The organism is Pantoea sp. XAF26B01_ASV70, assembly GCF_054512635.1.
In genome coordinates this window covers 3,759,362-3,781,168 of record NZ_CM137251.1, presented here as the reverse complement: position 1 = coordinate 3,781,168, position 21,807 = coordinate 3,759,362, and the positions used below count along the sequence as shown (strand labels likewise).

Here is a 21,807-nt window from a genome sequence, read left to right as displayed (position 1 = left end):
TATTCAGTTCAGCCTGATCAGTATCACTGTCAGGAGAGTTTACCCACCGCAGCGGCGATTTCCGGCAATGCCGCTCGTGCAAACAGCTCTTCAAAGTCAGGCAGGTGGCCCAGCACTTCCCGGTTACAGGCATCCTGATACATGATCCAGCCATAGGTTGCCAGACTGTCCATGGAGCGGATGTTACGTTGCGTCAGCGCCGCTTTGTAATCTGACATGCGTTTAGTACCAATCAGACTCGCCAGTTCATCATCGCTGTAGCTCTCGATAGCGGAACGGGCATGACGCTGCAGCTTGCTTATCAGCGAAAAGTCTTCCGTCATCAACAGATTACGGACCGCTTTTTCAACTGCCGCATCTTCAACCGGGGTGCCTTTCGGTAATTTCCCCAGCGCCAGCTGCTGGGCAAAGCTCAGCACGGTGTAGTTGTTCAGCAGGACAAACATCTCCAGCGTATCGGTCGCGCCATAAGCCGGTACGGCACCGTTGGCGATGGTTTTACCCTGACGCCATGCGGCTTTAAACTTCGCCACCTGATGGCCTGCCAGCGCCGTCGACAGCTCTTCGAGCAGATCTTTGCGGCTCTTGGCTTTCAGAATCTCGCCGCCATCTTGATAGAGCAGCAGCGAGCGCGGCATCACGTAAACAAAGTGGTGACACTCCGTTTCCCAGTTCTCCAGCAGCCAGGCGGCACGCGGTGATTTCGTCGCCTCCAGATGCCAGTTCAGCATGGTCAGCACCGCCTGCTTGTGCACCTGGGCCATTTCATCCTGATCGGCAATCGAGCCGAACTGCACTGAATCACCGGCAGCATGGCTGGCCAGCGATCCATAGGGGTCGTACTGGTAGGCGAAGCCGCCGCTCATGCCGTTGCCAAATCCTTTACCGAAGGTGCCCAGGTTGAGGATGGCGCCATTGGTCATATATTCGCAGCAGAAGTCACCGACGCCTTCAACCACGGCGGTGGCACCGGAGTTACGCACCGCGAAACGGTCACCGGCCTGGCCCTGCACGAACAGACGTCCGCCGGTCGCGCCAAACAGCGCAAAGTTACCAATCAGCACGTTGCCATCGGCATCCTGCGCGCCGCCACCAGGCGACATCACGATCAGTTCGCCGCCACACTGTCCTTTGCCGACACCGTCGTTACAGGTGCCGTAATGGGTCAGCTGCATGCCATCGTTGCAGAAGGCGCCAAACGACTGACCGGCAGAACCGGTGGTGGAAATTTTTACGCTCTCAGGGGCCAGATAGCGACGACCGCGATCGTCAGTCATTACGGCAGGCATCGCCTGCAGCTGCTCAGAACTCAGCTGATGGTTCAGCATCCGCTCAATATCGATGGCCAGCTGGCCGCCGACACTTTTGTTTCGGTTATTCAGCACGATGTTGTTGCCCAGAGTGACGTCAGGATTTCCCTGATCCACCAGCGACAGCTTCAGTTGCTCAATCCAGACATCATCCAGCTCAAAATCTTTTTCCAGATAAACCGGCTTGTCGATTTTCAGCTCAGGCACCACGGTAAGCATGGCGCGTAAGTCGAGCTTGCCCACTTCCAGCGGGTGATCCATCAGGTGCAACAGGTCAGAGCGACCGCGTGCCTCACGCAGGGAACGCAGGCCCATACGCGCAAGGATTTCACGCACTTCATGCGCCACGTTGAGGAAATACTGCGCCAGCTGACGCGGATCGCCATCAAACGCTTCGGCATTCGTGGTTAAGCCAGCCGGGCACTTAACGTTACAGTTCTTCGCCATCACGCATTTCAGCATCATCAGCGCCGTCGTACCGAACTCAAAGCTGTCGCCGCCCAGCAGCGCAGATTTCACCACGTCGCTGCCGGTCTGCTGGGCGCCAGAGCAGCGCAGCAGCACTTTCTCACGCAGGCCGTTGGCGCACAGCGCCTGGTGGACTTCAGCGATGCCGATTTCAGCCACGCGTCCGGTATATTTCAGGCTGGTCACCGACGCAGCGCCGGTACCGCCGGTGTTACCCGCAACGTTAATCACGTCTGCACCCGCTTTGGCCACGCCGACCGCGATGGTGCCGATCCCTTCAGACGAGACCAGCTTGACGATAACGCGCACCCGCGCGGCTTTGCAGTCGTGGATCAACTGCGCCAGATCTTCGATGGAATAGGTGTCGTGATGCGGCGGCGGTGAGACCAGCTCGACGCCAGGCGTACCGCCACGCGCGGCAGCAATCTCGACGGTAACTTTGGCCGCCGGTAGCTGGCCGCCTTCACCAGGTTTCGCACCCTGACCAATTTTGATCTCCAGCTCTTCCAGCATCGGATCCGCCAGATAGGCAGCCCAGACGCCGAAACGGCCCGAAGCCAGCTGTTTGATCCGTGAGGCACGAATGGTGCCGTGACGGGAGTAATGCTCGCCGCCTTCACCGCAGTTACTCATGCCGCCGACCATATTGGTGCCGTGCGCGACCGCTTCATGAGCGGGAGCCACCAGCGCACCGTGGCTCATCGCCCCGGAGGCAAAGGTACGGGTAATTTCACAGGCTGGCTGCACTTCGCTCAGCGGCAGTGAAGGCAGGGTGGTGAAGATACGTGACAGATAATCGGCCGCTTTACCGTAAGCGGTCACTTTCAGACCGCCAGTCACCACTTCGCTGCTTTCAATATCGTCGCCGAAGCGGGATTTCAGGGCGCGTGACAGGTTCTGCAGGCGTTCGCTCTCAGGCTTCAGTCCTTCAATCGCATCGGTCAGACGCAGCATAAAGTGATTCAGGCTGCCATCTACCGCCTCACACTCCATGCCACGAATGGCAAAGCCGTTGTTGGTCAGCGAGTAGCGTCCCAGCTTGCGGCGGAACTCCGCTTCGCTGTCGATGTGGGTCAGGTCAGCCGGGAATGTCAGGATGTCGCGCAGGGCCGCCGGGCGACGTTTACGCTCTTCATACATCAGGCTTGAGAACTGACGGTAATCAGCAGTAATCGCGAAATTATTGATCACCTCATCCGGGATGCGCTCAAAGCTGCTGTCTTTAAAGGTCTCAGGCTTGATGCCAAACGCATTATCCAGTTTAGCCAGCGTCATCAGGCGGATGAAGTTGTCCTCTTCGCGCGCTTTGTCGGCAAAGCGAATCGGTTCTTCGGTCATATCGATAAAGGTCCGCACGGCGATGGTGCCGTAGGAGTGACCTGCGCCTTCTGCACGCTCTTTGAACAGGCCCAGCAACGGAACTTCAGATTCGCCCTGAATCTTCAGTGCGCTCTGGTGCCAGTCAACGGCCATCTGCGCGATCGTCGCGAAGCCTGCGCCGCCCACCGGCGTTTTGATATTCGGGAAATATTTTTTCAGCACCGGATCATCGGTGTTGAGGAAGTTAGGCTCAAAGAACTCGCCGCTGCTGTAGCTCTCAACGGTACAGAGGCCCACTTTGCCCATGGTTTTCATCAGTGCTTTTTCAGCCGCTTTGGCATAGCGCTTAAAGGCTTTGTTACCTTCTTCACCTTCACCAAATTTCTCCTCTGCGCGCATCTGTACGCCCAGCGGATAGATAGCTGACGCTCCAAAGCCAAGTGTGGCGGCAATGTGGTGCGACGAGATGCTCTGGCCGCTTTCAACCACCAGAGAAACATCCAGACGCAACCCTTCCTTTATCAGGCGCTGGTTGATGGCGGAAACCACCAGCAGCATCGGGATCGCGGCGTGCTTTGAAGAGATATGGCGATCGGTAAGTACGGCGATGCCACCCTGGGTACGGGCAAAATCAACCACCTGTTGCGCCAGGTCATCAATCGCCTTTTCCAGGGCATTCGCGTTCGCGGTGGTGCTCAGCAGATCTTTGCCGATCACCGGCTCATAGAGCATCTCAAAGCGGGCATAAGGTGCGATAGTCTGCTCGCGTAAACGCAGCATATCGAGGTGGCTGAGAATCGGGGTCGGCACCACAATCTGACGGCCTTTGCTGCGGCCCAGATGGGGTTTTGCCCCCAGCGCGACACGCAACGTCATGCCATCCACTTCGCGGATAGAGTCCAGCGGCGGGTTGGTGACCTGCGCAAAGCGCTGAGAGAAGTAGTGCGCCATACCGCCTTCATGATCGGATAAGCCGTTGATGGCGTTGCCGTAACCCATCGCAGAGATCTTCTCTGCGCCGGTATTCAGCATCGGGTCCATCATGAACTTGAAGCTTTCCTGATTGTAGTAGTAGGCAACAAAGCGCTGATACGTTTTCAGATCGCCACGATAACGCAGCGGTGAACCCTGCTGTTCTGCCGGGATCTCGGGCAGATCGTCAAGACCGACGCGCGCTTCACGCAGCAACGCCGAATAATCTTTCTCTGCGGCCAGTTTTTCCAGCGCCTGCAGCGTGGTATAGCTGCGTTTTTCACGGTGATCGAAATAGAGCATACCGCCCGCTTCGATACGCCCACGACGCAACACGCTTTCAGGTGGGAAGGCGATCTGGCCGGCTTCCGACATCGCACCGATATAGTCAGCGGTTTCTACTGAACGCAGGGGACGCAGACCCAGACGATCAAGACGGGCGCCAATTACTTCGCCATTACCAAAGATTAAGGCAGCAGGGCCGTCGTTCTTCTCTTCATACAGCGAGAAGTACTCCAGCATGTCACGCACTTCTGGCGACAGCGCGCTGTCGTTTTCCCAGGCGGGCGGCATCATCGACACCACGGCGGTGATCAGATCGAGGTCATCTTCCATCAGACGGCTGTGGATGCTCTGATCCAGGCGCGAACTGTCGGACTGGCCTTTAGGCCGCACGATGGTCTTGCCACGGGCCAGCGCCAGCGCGGACTCAGCGATGCGGTTTTTACGGTCAGTGTTCAGCTCGCCGTTGTGCGCCATCAGGCGGAACGGCTGCGCCATCGTGGTATGGGGATCGGTGTTAGTGGAGAAGCGGGTATGGAAAAACAGCCCGCGCACCTGATGATCCGGATCGGTCAGATCTTTGAAGTAAGGGATCACTTCATTGGAATTCAGACGGGCTTTGAACACCTGCGTGCGTGACGACAGCGACAGCGGATAGAGGCCGCCAAATTCGCTTTCGGTGAAAGCTCGGGCTTCAATGGTTAACAGGGCACGGTAGATGCGTTTTTCGAAGTCGTTCTGATCCACCACATCCTGTGGCGCAGTGAAAATCCACTGCAGAATCGGTAACTGGAACTGCGCGGCTGCCGGGCGCGTCACGCTGCTGTCGAGCGGCATGTCACGCTTCATGAGTACCGGCAGACCAAAGCTGCTGAGGGTTTCATCCACCAGACGTTCGGCATTCGCGCGCAGCTCAGCATCTTTCGGCACAAAGAAGTTACCGACACCAAAGCGTCCCGCTTCCAGCGGCTGGCCGGTAATTTTGCGGAAGAATTGCAGCGAAAGATCAACGTTGACCCCCGCGCCGTCGCCAACGCCTTCCGCTGACATGCCGCCGCGGTGAGGCACCGTACACAGGGCGCTGTGCGCCATCTGCAGAATCTCGTGGGTCTGCTCGCCGTCCTTACGCGTAATGAAACCTACACCACAGCTGTCACTGCCTGCTGTCGGATCATACAAGCCATAGGATTGAGGTTTTTTAGTGGACATTGAGGGTCTCCTTAAACTGCTTTGACATTACCTGCACTGTTTCAGGGTCTGAGCGCAACGGGGGCGCTATCATTTTCATCGCCATGCTCTGTCGAGCGCGCGTCATAGCCCTGAGCATTTCTCTCCAGACATCGGTAAAACGTCCTTAATTGAGCTGCTCTCTGATTTCCGGTCTCTTAAAGGAGATGACTTAAACCACGCGGGAGTCTTCTTGTTGCATAGATATGCCGAGACAATGGCCCGTCTGGAAAGCTTTCAGCGGATTTCCAACTTATCGGGAAAGCGTAATCAGGTCAAATAGGGCGGTCAGACGGGATTATCATGCGTTTTATCTGCTTAAGTGCATGAATTTAATTATTTTTAAGGTTTAAAATGTATCACTCTGGTGCCTGGCGACAGGCCGATAAATGTGAACTGACTCACTGTAGTGCAGGCGTCAGATCTCTGCACCATGCTGGTGACAGGGTGTTAAGCAGCATTAAATGCTGTTCAGCACCCATGATGCATAGCATGTATCTGTTTTTCTTATGTCCGGTTATTTGAATGAAACCGCGGTTGGTTATAAGAAAAATTAATCAGCATGGGCATGCTTAAAACAGCATTAAAGATGAATGGCTATGCATATAAAAGGGTGTGCCTGTGCAACAGGACGCTGCCAGGATATTGAAAAAAGGCCGTACAGAGAAATCGGTGATTCGCTGGCGGCCTTACAGATTATTCATTTGGCACAGTCAGTCAAGGGTTTTAACCGCTTTATCCTTAACGTCGCCGATCGGCGAGGCTGCTGCACCATAAAAGCGCATTTGATCCCTTATCTCCACGCGACGTGCTGCGACGGCAGCGGGTTAACTGCGCTATTATGAGGCTGTTTCTCTTCCAGGGAGTTGTTATGAAACAAATTCGTCTGTTGGCGCAGTACTACGTTGATTTAATGGTGAAGCTTGGACTGGTGAGGTTCTCGCTGCTGCTGGCGTCTGCGCTGGTGGTGCTGGCGATGATTGTCCAGATGGCGGTCACGATGGTACTGCGGGGCCATGTCGAGAGCATTGACGTGGTGCGTTCGGTCTTCTTCGGGCTGCTGATCACGCCCTGGGCGGTCTATTTTCTCTCGGTGGTGGTCGATCAGCTGGAGGAGTCACGGCAACGACTGGCACGGCTGGTGGATAAGCTGGAAGAGATGCGTACCCGGGATCTGGAACTCAATCAGCAGATGAAAGAGACCATTACGCAGCTGAATCAGGAGATCAGCGATCGTAAAAAGGCGGAGCTGGCACGCGAACAGGTGATGGATAAGCTGCGTGAAGAGGTAACGCGTCGTGAGCAGGCACAGATTGAGCTGGAACAGCAATCCTCCTTCCTGCGCTCCTTCCTGGATGCCTCGCCTGACCTGGTGTTCTATCGCAACATCGATAAACAGTTCTCCGGCTGCAACCGTGCAATGGAGCTGCTGACCGGCAAAAGCGAAAAGCAGCTGATTGGCCTGACGCCGCGCGATATCTATGATGATGAAGCGGCCACTAAGGTGCTGGAAACGGACGAAAAGGTATTCCGCCACAACGTCTCGCTGACCTATGAACAGTGGCTGCAATATCCCGACGGACGCAAAGCCTGCTTCGAGATCCGTAAAGTGCCTTACTACGACCGCGTGGGTAAGCGCAGCGGATTGATGGGCTTTGGCCGCGATATAACCGAACGTAAGCGCTATCAGGACGCGTTAGAGAACGCCAGCCGGGAGAAGACCACCTTTATCTCTACGATCAGCCACGAGCTTCGTACGCCGCTTAATGGCATTGTCGGCCTGAGCCGCATCCTGCTGGACACCGACCTTAATCAGGAACAGCTGAAATATCTCAAAACCATCCACGTCTCCGCCATCACGCTGGGCAATATCTTTAATGATGTGATTGAGGTGGACAAAATCGAGCGCCGTAAAGTACAGCTGGATAATCAGCCGCTCGACTTCACCGGTTTCCTGGCCGATTTAGAAAACCTCTCTGGCCTGCTGGCACAGCCGAAAGGGCTGAAGTTTGTGCTCGCGCCGCAACTGCCGCTGCCGCATATGATCTCGACCGATGGAACGCGTCTGCGCCAGATTCTGTGGAACCTGATTGGTAACGCCGTGAAGTTCACCCAGCAGGGCGAGATCGTGGTGCGGGTAACCTATGAGCAGGACGAGACGCTGCGCTTTGAGGTGCAGGACTCCGGCATGGGTATCCGTCAGGAGGAGCAGGACAAGATCTTCGCTATGTATTATCAGGTCAAAGATCAGCATGGCGGTAAACCGGCTACCGGTACCGGCATCGGGCTGGCGGTATCACGCCGCCTGGCGCAGGCGATGGGCGGTGATATCCGCGTGCACAGTGCGCCGGGACAGGGGTCATGCTTCACCGTAGAGATCAAAGCGCCACGCATTGCTGAAGAGGTGGAGGATGAAGGCGTGGACGATAGCCTGCCACTGCCTGCGCTGCACGTGCTGCTGGTTGAAGATATTGAGCTTAATGTGATTGTGGCGCGCTCGGTACTGGAGAAGCTGGGCTGCAGTGTAGAGGTCGCCATGACCGGCAGCGAGGCGCTGGCGATGTTTGACCCGCTGGAGTTTGACCTGGTGCTGCTGGACATTCAGCTGCCCGATATGACCGGGCTGGATGTCTCACGTGCGATTCGCCAGCAGTACCAGGGAACGCATCTGCCCCCGCTGGTTGCTCTTACCGCCAATGTCCTCAAAGACAAAAAAGAGTACTTCGACGCGGGAATGGATGACGTGCTCAGCAAACCGCTGGCAGTGCCGGCACTCACTGCGATGATTAAAAAGTACTGGGATTATCAGACAGAACCGGAAGAGGAGATCGCTGATGTCAGCGATGACAAAACCCGAATGCTGCTGGATGTCGCGATGCTCGAACAGTATATCGAGCTGGTTGGTCCCAGCCTGATTACCCAAAGCCTGACGATGTTTGAAAAGATGATGCCGGACTACCTTGCGGTGCTGGAGTCGAATCTGATGGCGCGCGATCAGAAAGGCATTGCTGAAGAGGGACACAAAATCAAAGGGGCGGCGGGTTCGGTCGGGCTGCAGCGTTTGCAGATGCTGGCGAAACAGATTCAGAGTCCGGAGTTACCGGCGTGGTGGGACAATGTAGGTGAATGGATTGATGAGCTGAAGCATGAATGGCGACACGATGTGCAGGTATTACGCGACTGGGTGGCAGAGCAGGATAAGTGATACCCCGGAAAAAAATGACCCCAGCCGAGGCCGGGGTGCGCGAAATACTGCGCCAACACCAGGGAAATCATTGCGGCCGCTATGATTTGAATAATTAATGCAGCCGCAGGGTATTGGTTAACACTGTCATCACCTTAGCAAATTCATCTTCTCATGCGACAAGATTCATTAAAATTTGTGATATTGAGCAGCGTTTAAATACAGAAAACATTAATTTGGCAACACAGTCAAGTAAGGAATTAATTTCTGTGCTGTGTTGCTGCTATTTTAATCAGTTTTACGCTTTTTCGTGTAGTTTTAATGCTGCCGGGCAGGGAAACTGAAGCTGAGCAGCACCAAAGTGAGCCGCCGTTAACATTTGCCTTTTGAATGAGGCTAACGCGCTGATATTGCAAGCGCGCTGCCTGAAATGACACGAATTATCCAAAACGATTTGGAATGATAAAAAAGAATCTAAAAGTTTGTCCTTCTGTCGTTCTGCTATCAGGGTTATTACTGGAAGGAAATAGTGCCATTCTGGCAACCCGTGACGCCATTAAGCGCTGCTTATTTATCCGTTATAACGATAATTCTGATTAACCTTTGGGCACGGCAGGATTAAGAAAATAATAACAGTTAAGCATGGTAAATGATTCATGCGGGCGCTTATTACTCATGATTAAGTGTTTATCTGGAAAGATGCTAAGCAATGGCAATGAATGGAACCGATTCCTTTTTTGCGGAAGTACTTGAACTATTTCGAACTGTTGCAGCATGTTGATGCAAAATGATTGAATAAAGTCTGGAAACAGCCTGTCAGTTTTCAGCGATAATCGTAAAAAGGCTGCTTTTTTAGCAGTGATTACATGAGTGATTGATTAACGTCTGAAACAAGTGTGGGAAGATTGCATGAACAAGCATAAAGGAAGCGTCGGACAGCGTATCAGACGTATTGTTGGTCGTATCGTACTGGTGTGGCTGGGAATATGGCTGGCGGGCATTTTACTCTTTTCGTTCTTACCCGTGCCGTTCTCAGCGGTGATGGCTGAACGACAGATCGGAGCCTGGTTACGCGGTGATTTTAGTTATGTCGCCCATTCAGACTGGGTCGGCCATGACGAGATTTCGCCCTGGATGGGGCTGGCCGTTATCGCCTCAGAAGATCAAAAGTTTCCCACCCATTGGGGCTTTGATGTGGCAGCGATTGAGTCCGTACTGGATAACAGCGATAGCCGGATGCGTGGGGCGTCCACGCTGTCTCAACAGACGGCGAAGAATCTGTTCCTCTGGGATGGTCGCAGCTGGGTGCGTAAAGGTCTGGAAGCGGGTCTGACGGTAGGAATTGAAACGGTCTGGACGAAGCGGCGTATTTTAACCGTCTATCTCAATATTGCGGAGTTCGGGCCGGGCATCTTTGGCGTTGAGGCGGCTTCTCAGCGTTACTTCCATAAGCCTGCCAGCCGGCTGACCGCAGCAGATGCCGCCTTACTGGCAGCGGTGCTGCCTAATCCGATACGTTATCGTGCTGCTGCACCCTCAGGCTATGTCAGAGAGCGGCAGCAGTGGATACTGCGTCAGATGCGCCAGCTTGGCGGGGAAGGCTTCCTGCAGCGTAATCAGCTCGACTAAGCGTTAATCTTCATCGAAACCCGCTTCAAATAACTCAATGACCGCTGCCAGCGCCGGAATCTCCTCCGGGCCGCTGGCTTCAATCTCAATGTGGCCGCCTTTTGCCGAGTCGAGCATCAGCAGCGCAATCACGCTGCTGGCTTCGGCTTCAGTGCCCGCTTCATTGCGCAGTAATACTTCGGCATCAAAGCTCTGCACCAGCTCAAATAACTTCATCGCCGGACGTGCATGCATGCCCAGCTTATTTTTGATTTCTACAGTTTGTCTGACGGTCATGATTTGCGCTTTTCCAGCGTACGATGGCGTGACTGCACATTCTTACCCCGTGAACGGAAGTAATCTGCCAGCTGTTCTGCAATATAGACTGAGCGGTGTTTACCGCCGGTGCAGCCAATCGCCACGGTAAGATAGCTACGGTTATTGGTCTCCAGCATCGGCAGCCAGAGTTCAAGGTAGCTGCGCGTCTGGTAGATAAAATTATGCACTTCAGTGTGGCGATCAAGGAAGGCCGCCACAGGACGATCGAGGCCGGTCATCGGACGCAGTTTGGGATCCCAGTGGGGGTTGGGCAGAAAGCGCACGTCAAATACATAGTCAGCGTCAATCGGAATGCCATGCTTGAAGCCAAACGACTCAAACACCATAGTCAGCTCACGTTCACGCTTGCCCAGCAGGCGGGTACGCAGCATCTCTGCCAGCTCATGCACCGACATCTCTGAGGTGTCGATGATCAGATCGGCACGTGAACGAAGTGGCTCCAGCAGATCGCTCTCTTCATCAATCGCGCTCTCCAGCGAGAGGTTTTTGCTGGAGAGGGGATGCAGACGGCGCGTATCGCTGTAACGACGAATCAGGGTGTTGCGATCGGCGTCGAGAAACAGCAGCTGAGGGGAAAATGTATCAGGCAGATTATTCAGTGCGGTTTCAAAAATTTCCGGGGATTCGGGCATATTACGCACGTCGATGCTGACCGCCGCCGAAATATTGCGCTCAGCCAGCGAGTTAGCTAACTCAGGCAGCAGCACGACCGGCAGGTTATCAACGCAGTAGAACCCCATATCTTCCAGCGCACGGAGCGCCACTGACTTCCCCGAGCCTGAACGACCGCTAACGATCATCAGCACCATGACCTTCTCTCCCGTTTTAAAACCGGCACCCGGCCGGTAAAGACGCGTTACTGCTCCGACTGGACTTCCGTAATAATGGCATAGAGCTCTTCATCACTCTGCGCTGCGCGCAGACGACGGCAAACCGTTTTATCTGCCAGACGCTTTGCCACCAGTGACAGGGTGTGCAGATGTGTTTTGCACTGGTCAGCCGGGACCAGTAAGGCAAACAACAGATCGACAGGCTGGTTGTCGACGGCATCAAACGCAATCGGCTGTTCGAGGCTGATAAACACCCCAACCGCGCGCAGCGTATCCTCTTCCAGCTTGCCGTGCGGGATGGCTATCCCGTTACCAATACCGGTACTGCCCATGCGTTCGCGGGTCAGGATCGCTTCGAAAAGCGTCTGGTGCGGCAGGTTGAGCTGCTTAGCGGCCAGTTCGCTGATGATTTCCAGCGCACGTTTTTTGCTCTGGCAGTGGACGCCGCTGCGGGTGCAGTCTGGCGAAAGCACTGTGCTCAATTCCAGTGTGAGATCGTTGTTCATTATCGTTTCACTTGCGTGTTCACCAGGCCATTCACCGCCAGCGCGTATTGACGCGTGTGACAAACGGCGCCTGCTCAGATGACAAAACGGGGCGGATTATCCGCCCCATCCTGTCGGCTCTGCGCGCCAGGCGCGCGTCGCTAGCGTGAAGGTTAGTGTTTTTTCAGTTTATCTTTGTGTTTGGTCAGCTGACGGGTGAGCTTATCGATCAGTCCGTCAATGGCCGCATACATATCTTCCGCTTCGGATGTGGCGTGCAGCTCGCCACCATTCACGTGTAGTGTTGCGTCAGCCACCTGCGTGACTTTCTCAACCTTCAGGACAATATAGACCTGATTGATATGTTCAAAATAGTGTTCCAGTTTGGCAAATTTACCGTTGACGAATTCACGCAGAGGTGGAGTGATTTCAACGTGTTGCCCGGTCAGGTTCAGCTGCATAGGTCTTCCTTCTCATTTCTTTCAAACCAGTTGTTTACGCTGGTTCGATGGCGGGATGGATAAAGACTCACGATATTTGGCGACGGTACGCCGTGCCACCATGATCCCCTGATCAGATAACATGGAGGTCAGTTTACTGTCGCTCAAGGGTTTGGCTGGATTTTCCGCCGAAATTAATTTTTTCACCAGGGCACGAATCGCGGTAGAGGAGGCTTCACCGCCACCTTCCGTATTAACGTGACTGGAGAAAAAGTACTTCAGTTCAAAAATGCCACGCGGGCTGTGCAGATACTTCTGCGTGGTAACGCGGGAGATGGTCGATTCGTGCATCTCAACGGCCTGGGCGATATCCGCCAGCACCATCGGGCGCATAAATTCTTCACCCTGCTCGAAAAAGGCCTGCTGTTGCTCAACAATACAGCGCGTCACTTTCAGCAGGGTATCATTGCGGCTTTCCAGGCTCTTAATCAGCCAGCGGGCTTCCTGCAGATTACTGCGAATGAACTGGCTGTCGCTGTCGTTCCGCGTCGCGCCGCTCATTGCCGCATAGTGCTGATTGATCTTCAGACGTGGCACGCTATCGGCATTGAGTTCAACCGTCCAGCGGCTGCCGATCTTACGTACCAGCACATCGGGAATGACATATTCTGGTTCGCCGGTGTTGATCGACTGACCCGGACGCGGGTCCAGCGACTGAATCAGCAGCATCGCCTCTTTCAGCACCTCTTCTTTGAGGCGTGTGACCCGCATCAGGCTGCGGAAATCGTGGTTTGCCAGCAGATCGAGATGTTCGCTGACGATCAGGCGCGCCTCTGCCAGCATCGGCGTTTCGGGCGCATATTGTGAAAGCTGCACAAGCAGGCAGTCACGCAGGTCGCGCGCGCCAACACCAATCGGGTCAAAGCGCTGGATGCGTTTCAGCACCGCTTCAACTTCATCCGCTTCGAGCTCATCATCGCCGATGCTGTCAAGGATCTCCTCAAGCGAAACGGTGAGATACCCGGTGTCATCAATAGCATCGACAATAGAGGTGGCAATGGCGCGATCGGTATCGCTGAACGGCGTCAGTCCGACCTGCCACATCAGATAATCCTGCAGCGACTGGGTCGTTTCGCCCTGATAAACCGGTAACTCATCATCCTGGTAATCGGTGCCGGTGCCGGAAGGCGTACCCGCGGTGTAGATCTCATCCCAGGTCGCATCCAGCGGCAGTTCATCAGGCATCTCTTTCTGCTCAAGCGCTTCGCGTGTATCCAGCGCCTCGGCCTCTGAAGACTCCCGTGAATCGATCTCTTCATGCAGGTCAGTCTGCTCAAGCAGCGGATTACTTTCCAGCGCAAGCTGAAGCTCCTGCTGGAGTTCAAGCGTAGAGAGTTGCAGCAGGCGAATCGCCTGTTGCAATTGCGGAGTCATTGCCAGCTGTTGGCTGAACCTGAGTTGTAAACCTTGCTTCATAGACAGGATGATCGTTCCCAGGTAAACATCGGTATTAACGACACCTTATCAGAGTCTGAACTCTTCACCCAAATAAACCCGCTTAACCTGCTCATCCGCAAGAATTTCATTCGGTGTGCCGTGTGCGATCAGGTGCCCCTGGCTGACGATATAAGCCCGCTCACAGACCGCTAACGTTTCGCGTACGTTATGGTCGGTAATCAGCACACCGAGGCCGCTGTCACGCAGATGCTCAATGATCTTCTTAATGTCGATAACGGAGATGGGGTCAACACCGGCAAAAGGTTCATCCAGCAGGATAAATTTAGGATTAGCCGCCAGCGCCCGTGCAATCTCAACACGACGTCGCTCACCACCCGAAAGTGCCTGGCCCATGCTGTCGCGCAGGTGCTCAATGTGAAACTCTTCCATCAGCTCACGGGCACGATCCTGGCGTTGCTCTTCGGTCAGATCGTCACGGATCTGCAAGACCGCCATCAGGTTATCGTAGACGCTGAGGCGACGGAAGATCGATGCCTCCTGCGGCAGATAGCCGATGCCACGACGCGCACGGGCATGCAGCGGCAGGATGCTGATATCTTCATCATCAATAATAATGCGGCCAGCGTCACGCGGCACAATGCCCACTACCATGTAAAAGGTGGTGGTTTTACCGGCACCGTTCGGGCCCAGCAGGCCGACAATCTCGCCGGATTTTACCTGCAGGCTGACATCTTCTACCACGCGACGGCCTTTATATGCCTTCGCCAGGTTTTCTGCGATTAATGTGGCCATAGCTATCAGTTACTCTTCTTTCCGCTGTTGGACGAACCTTTGTCCTGAAGTTGCGACGGCACCAGTACAGTCGTGACGCGCTTGTTCTGGCCCTGACTGAAAGCCTGCATTTTCTGCTCTTTCACCAGGTAGGTAATACGATCGCCTTTGATGTTGCTGTCCTGCTGCTCAATGAACGCATTGCCGGTCAGTTCAACGAAATCGTTAGCCAGTTCATAGTGCAGTTTTGCGGCATGGCCCTGCACCGGCTTACCGCTGTCCTGCATCTGATAGAAGGTGGCGGGATTACCGTAGGCGTCAACGATGGTTTTCTTGCTGTCGCCGCCCGGACGGGTCACCACGACTTTATCTGCCGTGATTTTAATTGAGCCCTGCGTCACGATGACATTGCCGGTAAAGGTCGCGACATTGCCTTGCAAATCCAGCGCCTGATTCTGCGAGTCAATATTGACGGGCTTGTCCGAGTCACCGGTCAGAGCCAGCGCCGGAACGCTGGTTGCCAGCAGCATGCTGGCCAGTAAAAGCTTCAGGCTATTTTTGTTCATTTTGAATTTCATAAGAGGTTTTGACCTTCTCGATTAACTCGGCGTTTTTTGTCCGTAAATTGCCGCGCATTTTCATGCCGGTGGAGTTAAAACTGCGGCCATACAATGTCACCTGGTCATCAGAGGTAACGTCCTGAGTGACAAGATTAATCTGGGCGTTATCGGTTTTGATCCGCTCAAGCTGAGAATCCTGCGTCAGCGTATTCAGCTCAACATGGCCATACAGGTAAAGCATACGATCTTTGGTGAGCTTTGCTTTATCCGCGCGTAACGTCCAGGTAGGGATTTTGTTCTCATCAAAGGTGGTCATGACCGGATTGTCGAACCAGCTCAGTTCATCATCCGAGAAATAGGTCACTTTGTCAGAGACCAGTTTATATGACAGCGCGCCCTGCGGGTTATAAACCACAGTGTGTGAATCAGCACTGGTGTAGGTCGGTGACTGACTGTCCGTGCCGACTGGCGTGCCATCGTCATCCTGGTTAGTAAGATTCCAGCCGATCAAAACCAGTGCAATCAAGGTCAGAATCAGCGTTATCCAACGCCTGCTTTTACTCATACTGATTGCCCTTTGGCATCCTCAAATTTGTTCTGCGCCATTAAGATCAGGTCACATACTTCGCGAACTGCACCGCGTCCACCGGCAATCCGCGTGACATAATGCGCGCGCGGCAACAGGATCGGATGTGCATCCGCCACCGCCACGCTTAAACCCACTTTCGCCATAACCGGCCAGTCGATCAGATCGTCACCGATGTAGGCGACCTGGTCGTCGGAAAGAGACAGTTTATCCAGAAGTTCACGATAGGCCAAAAGCTTATCCGATTGTCCCTGATAAAGATGACGGATGCCGAGCGTTTTGCAGCGATCTTCCATCAGACGGGCATTGCGGCCGGTAATAATAGCCACTTCCACATCGGAGGTCAGCAAACAGCGAACGCCGTAACCGTCCCGCACGTTGAATGCCTTCAGCTCTTCGCCATTATTCCCCATGTAGATCACTCCGTCGGACATCACGCCATCGACATCGCAGATCAGCAGACGAATTCTGCTGGCGCGCGCCATAACGTCAGCGCTGACCGGGCCGTAGCAGGTTTCAATCGGGTGGGTTGCCTGTTGCATTTTCTCTTCCTGTTCAGACTACGCCAGCGCGCAGCATGTCATGCATATGTACCACACCGAGCAGATGGTCGTCATCGGCCACCAGAATCGAGGTAATGTTTTTGGTCTGCATCAGGTTCAGGGCTTCCACCGCCAGCATATTAGGCCGGACGCGGATGCCACCTGGCGTCATCACTTCCCCGATGGTGGCGCGCTGGAAATCGATGCCCATATCAAAGATGCGGCGCAGGTCACCATCGGTAAAGATACCTTCAATTTTCATCAGGTCGTCGACGATCACCGTCAGCCCCAGATTTTTGCGGGTAATCTCCAGCAGCGCATCGCGCAGCGAGGCGTCCCGTGTGACGTGCGGCAGCTCATCGCCACTGTGCATGATATCAGCCACATGCAGCAGCAGTTTACGGCCCAGCGCACCGCCAGGATGGGACAAAGCAAAGTCTTCGGCGGTGAAGCCGCGCGCTTCCAGCAGCGAAACCGCCAGCGCGTCACCCATCACCAGCGTGGCTGTGGTACTGGTGGTCGGTGCCAGACCCAGCGGGCAGGCTTCCTGCGGAACATGGACACACAGATGCACATCGGCAACCCGGCCCATCGCACTGTCAGGCCGTCCGGTCATGCAGATCAGCGTAATGTGCTGACGCTTTAAAACCGGAATCAGCGCGAGGATTTCGTTCGACTCACCGCTGTTGGAGATGGCGATGACCACATCATTTTTGCTCACCATGCCCAGATCGCCATGGCTGGCTTCGGCCGGATGAACAAAAAAAGCGGGCGTGCCGGTACTGGCAAAGGTCGCCGCCATTTTTTTGCCGATATGGCCAGACTTGCCCATGCCCATCACCACCACTTTACCCTGACAGGCGTAGATCAGGGCGCAGGCGCGGGCGAAATCGTCGTTAATATATTGATCGAGTTGTTCCAGACCTTCGCGCTCAATGCGCAGTACGGTTTTCCCCGCCTGCTGGAAATCAAATGCTGTTGGTTGCTGATATGACATAGTGAGTCTGTCCTTGTTAGCCGTCCATGAATGCCGGCTGCATCCACAGCAGCGTCACCCAGACGAAGAAACCACAGAGTAAAAATAAGCCTGCCGTACGGCCAACGCGGCGGCGACGTAGCAGGCAGAGCAGGGCAAACAGCACGCTGACTCCCAGCATCACCCAGTAATCACGGGCGAAGGCGTGATAATCGACACTGCCAGGGTGAATCAGCGCCGGCAGACCCAGCACAATGGCAATATTATAAATGTTGGCGCCGATCAGATTGCCGATCGCGATATCATCTTCGCCTTTCAGCGCACCGGCAATAACCGTTGCCAGCTCGGGCAGGCTGGTGCCCACGGCGATCAGCGTCAGGCCCATCACCAGCTCGCTGACGCCAAAATAGTCGGCAAACGCCGTGGCATTGTCGATCACCATTCGTGTCGACATAGGCAGGATAATCAGCGCGACGGCCAGCCAGAGAAAGGCCACCGTATTTCCGCTCTCTTCGCGTGGCAGCTCGGCCAGCTGCTCGCGGGTCAGGGTGTCGTTGTTATCCCGTTCTGCTTTACGCGCAATGCGAATCACCACCATCAGATAAATCGCGGCAATGGCGATCAGGCCTATTCCATCCAGTCGACTAAGCTGATTGTCAAACAGCATGAAACCGCTGAGCAGGGTAACCAGCAACATTAACGGCAGTTCACGGCGTATCAGATTAGAATGGACGCTGAGCGGGTGCATAAGCGCAGCGGCACCCAGGATGAGTAAAATATTGGTAATATTCGAGCCGAGCGCGGTGCCAACAGCAAGATCCATCTGGCCATGCTGCGCGGCGGAAAAGGAGAGGATCATCTCTGGCAGCGAGGTGCCGATGCTGACAACGGTCATGCCAATAATCAGTGGCGGGATGCCAAATGATCGACACAGTATAGAGGCGCTAAACACCAGACGATCGGCACCATATGCCAGTAAAAGCAAACCGATAATCAGCAGTGCAGAAGCTACGAACATGAAAAATCCTTGCGTAAAAACCCAGGCCGGCAATGCCTTTCCCGACCGGTTTAAGGTTCTGTTTGGCGAGACAGGCGCTGATTTTGACCGTCCGGACGGCAAAAGTAAATTTAATGACCATTTTCGCCAAATCTTAGCGGTAAGTTTCTGTAAAGCTATCGTGAATCAGGACCGAACAGGCTACCATCGTACCCCATGTTTACGCCCGATCCTTACAAGAGGTTATAATGATCCAGCAGCAATCGAATCTGGTTGAGGTTCGTGGCGTGAGTTTTTCGCGCGGAGATCGCACCATCTTCGATGACATTTCGCTGACCGTGCCAAAAGGCAAAGTGACGGCGATAATGGGGCCGTCGGGGATAGGAAAAACCACGCTGCTACGCTTGATTGGGGGGCAACTTCAGCCGACCAGCGGTGAAATCTTTTTCCGTGGTGAAAACATTCCGTCATTGTCTCGCACTAAATTGTACGAAGCGCGCAAAAAAATGAGCATGCTGTTCCAGTCTGGCGCGCTGTTTACTGACCTGACGGTCTATGAAAATGTTGCCTGGCCGCTGCGTGAACATACCCGTCTGCCTCCTCCGCTGCTGCACAGCACAGTGCTGATGAAGCTGGAAGCGGTGGGTCTGCGTGGCGCGGCCCAGCTGAAGCCCGCGGAGCTGTCGGGCGGAATGGCGCGTCGTGTGGCACTGGCGCGCGCTATCGCGCTGGAGCCGGAACTGATCATGTTTGATGAGCCTTTCGTCGGTCAGGATCCGATCACGATGGGTGTGCTGGTAAAACTCATTGATGAACTGAACCATGCTCTGGGCCTGACCTGTATTGTGGTCTCGCACGACGTACCGGAAGTACTGAGTATTGCGGACTATGCCTATATCGTGGCCGGACAAAAAATTATCGCACACGGCACCACGCCGGAGTTGCGAGCGAACAATGACCCGCGCGTTCGCCAGTTTATTGATGGCGATGCGGATGGTCCGGTTCCCTTCCGTTTTCCTGCCGGCGACTATCTCGCTGATTTAACCGGCTCAGGGAGTAACTAAACTGATGGTGTTGAAGGCGCTGGCGACATTTGGACGTCAGGGAATTGAAACGTGCGCCAGTTTTGGACGCGCAGGACTCATGCTCTTTCATGCGCTGGTGGGCAAGCCAGCGTTCCGCAGACACACGCCGCTACTGATTAAACAACTTTATAGCGTCGGCGTGCTGTCGCTGCTGATCATCGTGGTTTCCGGTCTGTTTATCGGCATGGTGCTTGGCCTTCAGGGTTATCTGGTCTTAAACACCTATGGCGCGGAAACCAGCCTCGGTATGCTGGTGGCGCTGTCATTGCTGCGCGAACTGGGGCCGGTTGTGACCGCGCTGCTGTTCGCCGGACGGGCAGGGTCTGCGCTGACCGCCGAAATCGGCCTGATGAAGGCCACCGAACAGCTCTCCAGTATGGAGATGATGGCGGTTGACCCGTTGCGCCGGGTGGTCTCGCCGCGCTTCTGGGCCGGTTTTATCAGTATGCCGTTACTGACGCTGATTTTTACCGCGGTAGGGATTGCCGGTGGGGCGCTGGTCGGGGTGAGCTGGAAAGGGATTGATCCTGGTTTCTTCTGGTCGGCGATGCAGAATGCCGTCGATTTTCGTGCCGATGTGGTTAACTGCCTGATTAAAAGTGCGGTATTTGCCATTACCGTGACGTGGATTGCGCTGTTTAACGGCTATGATGCGATTCCAACTTCTGAAGGGATCAGTCGCGCGACGACGCGCACTGTGGTGCACGCGTCACTGGCGGTGCTCGGATTGGATTTTGTGCTGACAGCACTGATGTTTGGGAATTGATGCAATGCAAAGCAAAAAAAGCGAAATCTGGGTTGGCATATTTATGATTATGGCGTTGCTGGCGGCGCTGTTTCTCGCGCTGCGCGTCGCCGATTTAAAGTCAATGGGCACCGAGCCGACGTGGAAGCTCTACGCCACCTTTGACAATATTGGTGGTCTCAAAGCCAGTTCGCCGGTCAAGATTGGTGGGGTGGTGATTGGCCGGGTGACCGACATTGAGTTAGAGCCGAAAACGCTGCTGCCGCGTGTCACCATGGACATCAGCGATCAGTATGCGAATAAAATTTCAGACACCAGCTCGCTGGCGGTTCGCACTCAGGGACTACTGGGTGAGCAATTCCTGGCACTCAATTTAGGATTTGAGGATCCTGAACTGGGTTCGGCGATGCTGAAAGATGGCGATACGCTGCGCGATACGAAATCCGCCATGGTGCTCGAAGACCTGATCGGTCAGTTCCTTTATAAGAGCGGCGATAATAAACAAAACAGTGAAAACAAGGATGCGCAGGAAGGCGACAGTGCTGCGCCTGCGGCACCGGCTCAACCTTAAAGAAGAGGGTATACCATGTTTAAACGTTTACTGATGATTGCCATGCTGGTGGTTGCGGTACCGCTGACGGCAACCGCAGCCGATCAGAGCAACCCCTACAAACTGATGAATGAAGCGGCGCAAAAGACGTTCACCCGTCTGAAAAACGAGCAGCCGAAAATCAAGCAGGACCCTAACTACCTGCGTCAGATTGTGCGTCAGGAGCTGCTGCCTTATGTACAGATCAAATATGCGGGCGCGTTAGTGCTGGGCCGCTACTATCGTGATTCGACGCCCGCTCAGCGTGAAGCCTACTTCAGCGCCTTTGGTGACTATCTGGCGCAGGCTTATGGTCAGGCACTGGCACTGTACAACGGACAGAGCTACCAGATTCAACCTGAGCAGCCGTTAGGCGATGCCCAGATTGTCGCTATTCGCGTTTCCATTATCGACCCAAATGGTCGTCCACCGGTTCGCCTCGACTTCCAGTGGCGTAAAAACAGCCAGAGCGGTAACTGGCAGGCGTATGACATGATCGCTGAAGGCGTCAGCATGATCACCACCAAACAAAATGAGTGGAGCGATCTGTTACGTACCAAAGGTATCGATGGTCTGACGGCGCAGCTGAAATCTTCTGCGGCACAGCCAATCACGCTGGATAAACAACAATAATGCACGAATCGTTACGCTGGGAGCGGGAAGCCAGCACGCTATTACTGAAAGGCGAACTGGATCGCGACACGCTGATGAGCCTGTGGCAGCAACGTGAAACGCTGATTAAAGATGTCGATACCATCGACGTCGCGGCGCTGGAGCGTGTGGACTCTTCCGGGCTTGCCCTGCTGGTGCATCTGCGGGAAATCGCGCGGGCACAGGGTATTACCCCTCGCTTTACGGGCATCAGCGACAAACTGCATTCGCTGATTACGCTTTACAATCTGCAACAGATTATTGTTTCTGCGGATAAAAGCGCCTGATATCCGGTTGTTATGCTAAGCCCCTGTTTTCAACAGGGGCTTTTGCGTATTTAAGAGTCAGCCGCTTTCCTCTACTATGTCAGCCTTATTATTAT

Annotated in this window: 20 protein-coding genes; 8 read left to right on the top strand and 12 right to left on the bottom strand. The window is 54.5% G+C overall.

Annotated elements, in window-relative coordinates; genetic code table 11:
• Nucleotides 1–29: 29 nt before the first annotated feature.
• The gene (locus ACX8ZY_RS17875) at nucleotides 30–5,561 is read right to left on the bottom strand and encodes a glutamate synthase-related protein (protein WP_010251932.1); all 5,532 of its coding nucleotides are present in this window, start codon (nucleotides 5,559–5,561) and stop codon (nucleotides 30–32) included.
• Nucleotides 5,562–6,450: 889 nt separating this feature from the next.
• On the opposite strand from ACX8ZY_RS17875, the gene arcB reads away from it, so the two are divergent.
• Both arcB and mtgA read left to right on the top strand, forming a co-directional pair.
• Nucleotides 6,451–8,784, top strand: a complete 2,334-nt coding sequence (arcB, locus tag ACX8ZY_RS17870) for an aerobic respiration two-component sensor histidine kinase ArcB (RefSeq protein ID WP_033780457.1) — start codon at nucleotides 6,451–6,453, stop codon at nucleotides 8,782–8,784.
• A gap of 888 nt (nucleotides 8,785–9,672) precedes the next feature.
• Complete coding sequence (gene mtgA / locus ACX8ZY_RS17865) at nucleotides 9,673–10,392, top strand: monofunctional biosynthetic peptidoglycan transglycosylase (RefSeq protein ID WP_010251926.1); 720 nt, start codon at nucleotides 9,673–9,675, stop codon at nucleotides 10,390–10,392.
• Nucleotides 10,393–10,395: 3 nt separating this feature from the next.
• Here the strand turns inward: mtgA and npr are convergent, their stop codons facing one another.
• The 11 genes from npr to ACX8ZY_RS17810 all read right to left on the bottom strand — a co-directional run bounded on the left by npr (nucleotide 10,396) and on the right by ACX8ZY_RS17810 (nucleotide 18,376).
• A complete protein-coding gene (gene npr / locus ACX8ZY_RS17860) occupies nucleotides 10,396–10,668 on the bottom strand; it encodes a PTS phosphocarrier protein NPr (protein WP_010251923.1) in 273 nt (90 codons plus the stop codon).
• Nucleotides 10,665–11,519 (bottom strand): RNase adapter RapZ, encoded by an 855-nt coding sequence (gene rapZ, locus ACX8ZY_RS17855; RefSeq protein ID WP_010251920.1) that lies wholly within the window; start codon nucleotides 11,517–11,519, stop codon nucleotides 10,665–10,667. Before rapZ ends, npr begins: the two co-directional genes overlap by 4 nt.
• Before the next feature lie 47 nt (nucleotides 11,520–11,566).
• Nucleotides 11,567–12,046 (bottom strand): PTS IIA-like nitrogen regulatory protein PtsN, encoded by a 480-nt coding sequence (gene ptsN / locus ACX8ZY_RS17850; RefSeq protein ID WP_010251916.1) that lies wholly within the window; start codon nucleotides 12,044–12,046, stop codon nucleotides 11,567–11,569.
• A gap of 152 nt (nucleotides 12,047–12,198) precedes the next feature.
• Nucleotides 12,199–12,486 carry a ribosome hibernation promoting factor gene (gene hpf / locus ACX8ZY_RS17845; RefSeq protein ID WP_010251913.1) on the bottom strand — a complete coding sequence of 96 codons (288 nt, stop codon included), beginning with the start codon at nucleotides 12,484–12,486 and terminating at the stop codon, nucleotides 12,199–12,201.
• A gap of 21 nt (nucleotides 12,487–12,507) precedes the next feature.
• Nucleotides 12,508–13,941: an RNA polymerase factor sigma-54 gene (gene rpoN, locus ACX8ZY_RS17840; RefSeq protein ID WP_010251911.1), complete on the bottom strand. Its 1,434-nt coding sequence runs from the start codon at nucleotides 13,939–13,941 to the stop codon at nucleotides 12,508–12,510.
• 48 nt (nucleotides 13,942–13,989) lie between these two features.
• Nucleotides 13,990–14,715 carry an LPS export ABC transporter ATP-binding protein gene (gene lptB / locus ACX8ZY_RS17835; protein ID WP_003851107.1) on the bottom strand — a complete coding sequence of 242 codons (726 nt, stop codon included), beginning with the start codon at nucleotides 14,713–14,715 and terminating at the stop codon, nucleotides 13,990–13,992.
• A gap of 5 nt (nucleotides 14,716–14,720) precedes the next feature.
• On the bottom strand, nucleotides 14,721–15,272 hold the full coding sequence (gene lptA, locus ACX8ZY_RS17830; RefSeq protein ID WP_010672013.1) for a lipopolysaccharide ABC transporter substrate-binding protein LptA: 552 nt from the start codon (nucleotides 15,270–15,272) through the stop codon (nucleotides 14,721–14,723).
• Complete coding sequence (gene lptC / locus ACX8ZY_RS17825; protein WP_010251907.1) at nucleotides 15,247–15,819, bottom strand: LPS export ABC transporter periplasmic protein LptC; 573 nt, start codon at nucleotides 15,817–15,819, stop codon at nucleotides 15,247–15,249. The genes lptA and lptC overlap by 26 nt, the downstream gene beginning before the upstream one ends.
• On the bottom strand, nucleotides 15,816–16,382 hold the full coding sequence (gene kdsC / locus ACX8ZY_RS17820; RefSeq protein ID WP_010251905.1) for a 3-deoxy-manno-octulosonate-8-phosphatase KdsC: 567 nt from the start codon (nucleotides 16,380–16,382) through the stop codon (nucleotides 15,816–15,818). Before kdsC ends, lptC begins: the two co-directional genes overlap by 4 nt.
• Before the next feature lie 13 nt (nucleotides 16,383–16,395).
• The gene (gene kdsD, locus ACX8ZY_RS17815) at nucleotides 16,396–17,379 is read right to left on the bottom strand and encodes an arabinose-5-phosphate isomerase KdsD (protein WP_010251903.1); all 984 of its coding nucleotides are present in this window, start codon (nucleotides 17,377–17,379) and stop codon (nucleotides 16,396–16,398) included.
• A gap of 16 nt (nucleotides 17,380–17,395) precedes the next feature.
• On the bottom strand, nucleotides 17,396–18,376 hold the full coding sequence (locus ACX8ZY_RS17810) for a calcium/sodium antiporter (RefSeq protein WP_010251901.1): 981 nt from the start codon (nucleotides 18,374–18,376) through the stop codon (nucleotides 17,396–17,398).
• Between ACX8ZY_RS17810 and ACX8ZY_RS17805 the strand changes: the two genes are divergently transcribed.
• The 6 genes from ACX8ZY_RS17805 to mlaB are packed head-to-tail and all read left to right on the top strand — an operon-like array spanning nucleotide 18,375 to nucleotide 21,712.
• The gene (locus tag ACX8ZY_RS17805) at nucleotides 18,375–18,632 is read left to right on the top strand and encodes a hypothetical protein (protein ID WP_124889623.1); all 258 of its coding nucleotides are present in this window, start codon (nucleotides 18,375–18,377) and stop codon (nucleotides 18,630–18,632) included. The genes ACX8ZY_RS17810 and ACX8ZY_RS17805 overlap by 2 nt on opposite strands.
• A complete protein-coding gene (gene mlaF, locus ACX8ZY_RS17800; RefSeq protein WP_010251897.1) occupies nucleotides 18,604–19,419 on the top strand; it encodes a phospholipid ABC transporter ATP-binding protein MlaF in 816 nt (271 codons plus the stop codon). The genes ACX8ZY_RS17805 and mlaF overlap by 29 nt, the downstream gene beginning before the upstream one ends.
• Before the next feature lie 4 nt (nucleotides 19,420–19,423).
• Nucleotides 19,424–20,206: a lipid asymmetry maintenance ABC transporter permease subunit MlaE gene (gene mlaE / locus ACX8ZY_RS17795; RefSeq protein WP_010251894.1), complete on the top strand. Its 783-nt coding sequence runs from the start codon at nucleotides 19,424–19,426 to the stop codon at nucleotides 20,204–20,206.
• Between the two features lie 4 nt (nucleotides 20,207–20,210).
• Entirely contained in the window at nucleotides 20,211–20,756 is a 546-nt protein-coding gene (gene mlaD / locus ACX8ZY_RS17790; RefSeq protein ID WP_421665138.1) for an outer membrane lipid asymmetry maintenance protein MlaD, read from the top strand.
• A 15-nt stretch (nucleotides 20,757–20,771) separates the two neighbouring features.
• On the top strand, nucleotides 20,772–21,407 hold the full coding sequence (gene mlaC / locus ACX8ZY_RS17785) for a phospholipid-binding protein MlaC (protein WP_010251887.1): 636 nt from the start codon (nucleotides 20,772–20,774) through the stop codon (nucleotides 21,405–21,407).
• Nucleotides 21,407–21,712 (top strand): lipid asymmetry maintenance protein MlaB, encoded by a 306-nt coding sequence (gene mlaB / locus ACX8ZY_RS17780; protein WP_010251883.1) that lies wholly within the window; start codon nucleotides 21,407–21,409, stop codon nucleotides 21,710–21,712. Before mlaC ends, mlaB begins: the two co-directional genes overlap by 1 nt.
• Nucleotides 21,713–21,807 lie beyond the last annotated feature (95 nt).

Bases quoted from the DNA above. Each gene is read 5' to 3' on its own strand.
- mlaF (WP_010251897.1), top strand. From the start codon at position 18,604: ATGATCCAGCAGCAATCGAATCTGGTTGAGGTTCGTGGCGTGAGTTTT.
- hpf (WP_010251913.1), bottom strand. From the start codon at position 12,486: ATGCAGCTGAACCTGACCGGGCAACACGTTGAAATCACTCCACCTCTG.
- mlaC (WP_010251887.1), top strand. From the start codon at position 20,772: ATGTTTAAACGTTTACTGATGATTGCCATGCTGGTGGTTGCGGTACCG.
- rpoN (WP_010251911.1), bottom strand. From the start codon at position 13,941: ATGAAGCAAGGTTTACAACTCAGGTTCAGCCAACAGCTGGCAATGACT.
- arcB (WP_033780457.1), top strand. From the start codon at position 6,451: ATGAAACAAATTCGTCTGTTGGCGCAGTACTACGTTGATTTAATGGTG.
- ACX8ZY_RS17810 (WP_010251901.1), bottom strand. From the start codon at position 18,376: ATGTTCGTAGCTTCTGCACTGCTGATTATCGGTTTGCTTTTACTGGCA.
- mtgA (WP_010251926.1), top strand. From the start codon at position 9,673: ATGAACAAGCATAAAGGAAGCGTCGGACAGCGTATCAGACGTATTGTT.
- mlaD (WP_421665138.1), top strand. From the start codon at position 20,211: ATGCAAAGCAAAAAAAGCGAAATCTGGGTTGGCATATTTATGATTATG.
- lptB (WP_003851107.1), bottom strand. From the start codon at position 14,715: ATGGCCACATTAATCGCAGAAAACCTGGCGAAGGCATATAAAGGCCGT.
- lptC (WP_010251907.1), bottom strand. From the start codon at position 15,819: ATGAGTAAAAGCAGGCGTTGGATAACGCTGATTCTGACCTTGATTGCA.
- lptA (WP_010672013.1), bottom strand. From the start codon at position 15,272: ATGAAATTCAAAATGAACAAAAATAGCCTGAAGCTTTTACTGGCCAGC.
- mlaE (WP_010251894.1), top strand. From the start codon at position 19,424: ATGGTGTTGAAGGCGCTGGCGACATTTGGACGTCAGGGAATTGAAACG.
- kdsD (WP_010251903.1), bottom strand. From the start codon at position 17,379: ATGTCATATCAGCAACCAACAGCATTTGATTTCCAGCAGGCGGGGAAA.
- ACX8ZY_RS17875 (WP_010251932.1), bottom strand. From the start codon at position 5,561: ATGTCCACTAAAAAACCTCAATCCTATGGCTTGTATGATCCGACAGCA.
- kdsC (WP_010251905.1), bottom strand. From the start codon at position 16,382: ATGCAACAGGCAACCCACCCGATTGAAACCTGCTACGGCCCGGTCAGC.
- npr (WP_010251923.1), bottom strand. From the start codon at position 10,668: ATGACCGTCAGACAAACTGTAGAAATCAAAAATAAGCTGGGCATGCAT.
- ACX8ZY_RS17805 (WP_124889623.1), top strand. From the start codon at position 18,375: ATGAAAAATCCTTGCGTAAAAACCCAGGCCGGCAATGCCTTTCCCGAC.
- ptsN (WP_010251916.1), bottom strand. From the start codon at position 12,046: ATGAACAACGATCTCACACTGGAATTGAGCACAGTGCTTTCGCCAGAC.
- rapZ (WP_010251920.1), bottom strand. From the start codon at position 11,519: ATGGTGCTGATGATCGTTAGCGGTCGTTCAGGCTCGGGGAAGTCAGTG.
- mlaB (WP_010251883.1), top strand. From the start codon at position 21,407: ATGCACGAATCGTTACGCTGGGAGCGGGAAGCCAGCACGCTATTACTG.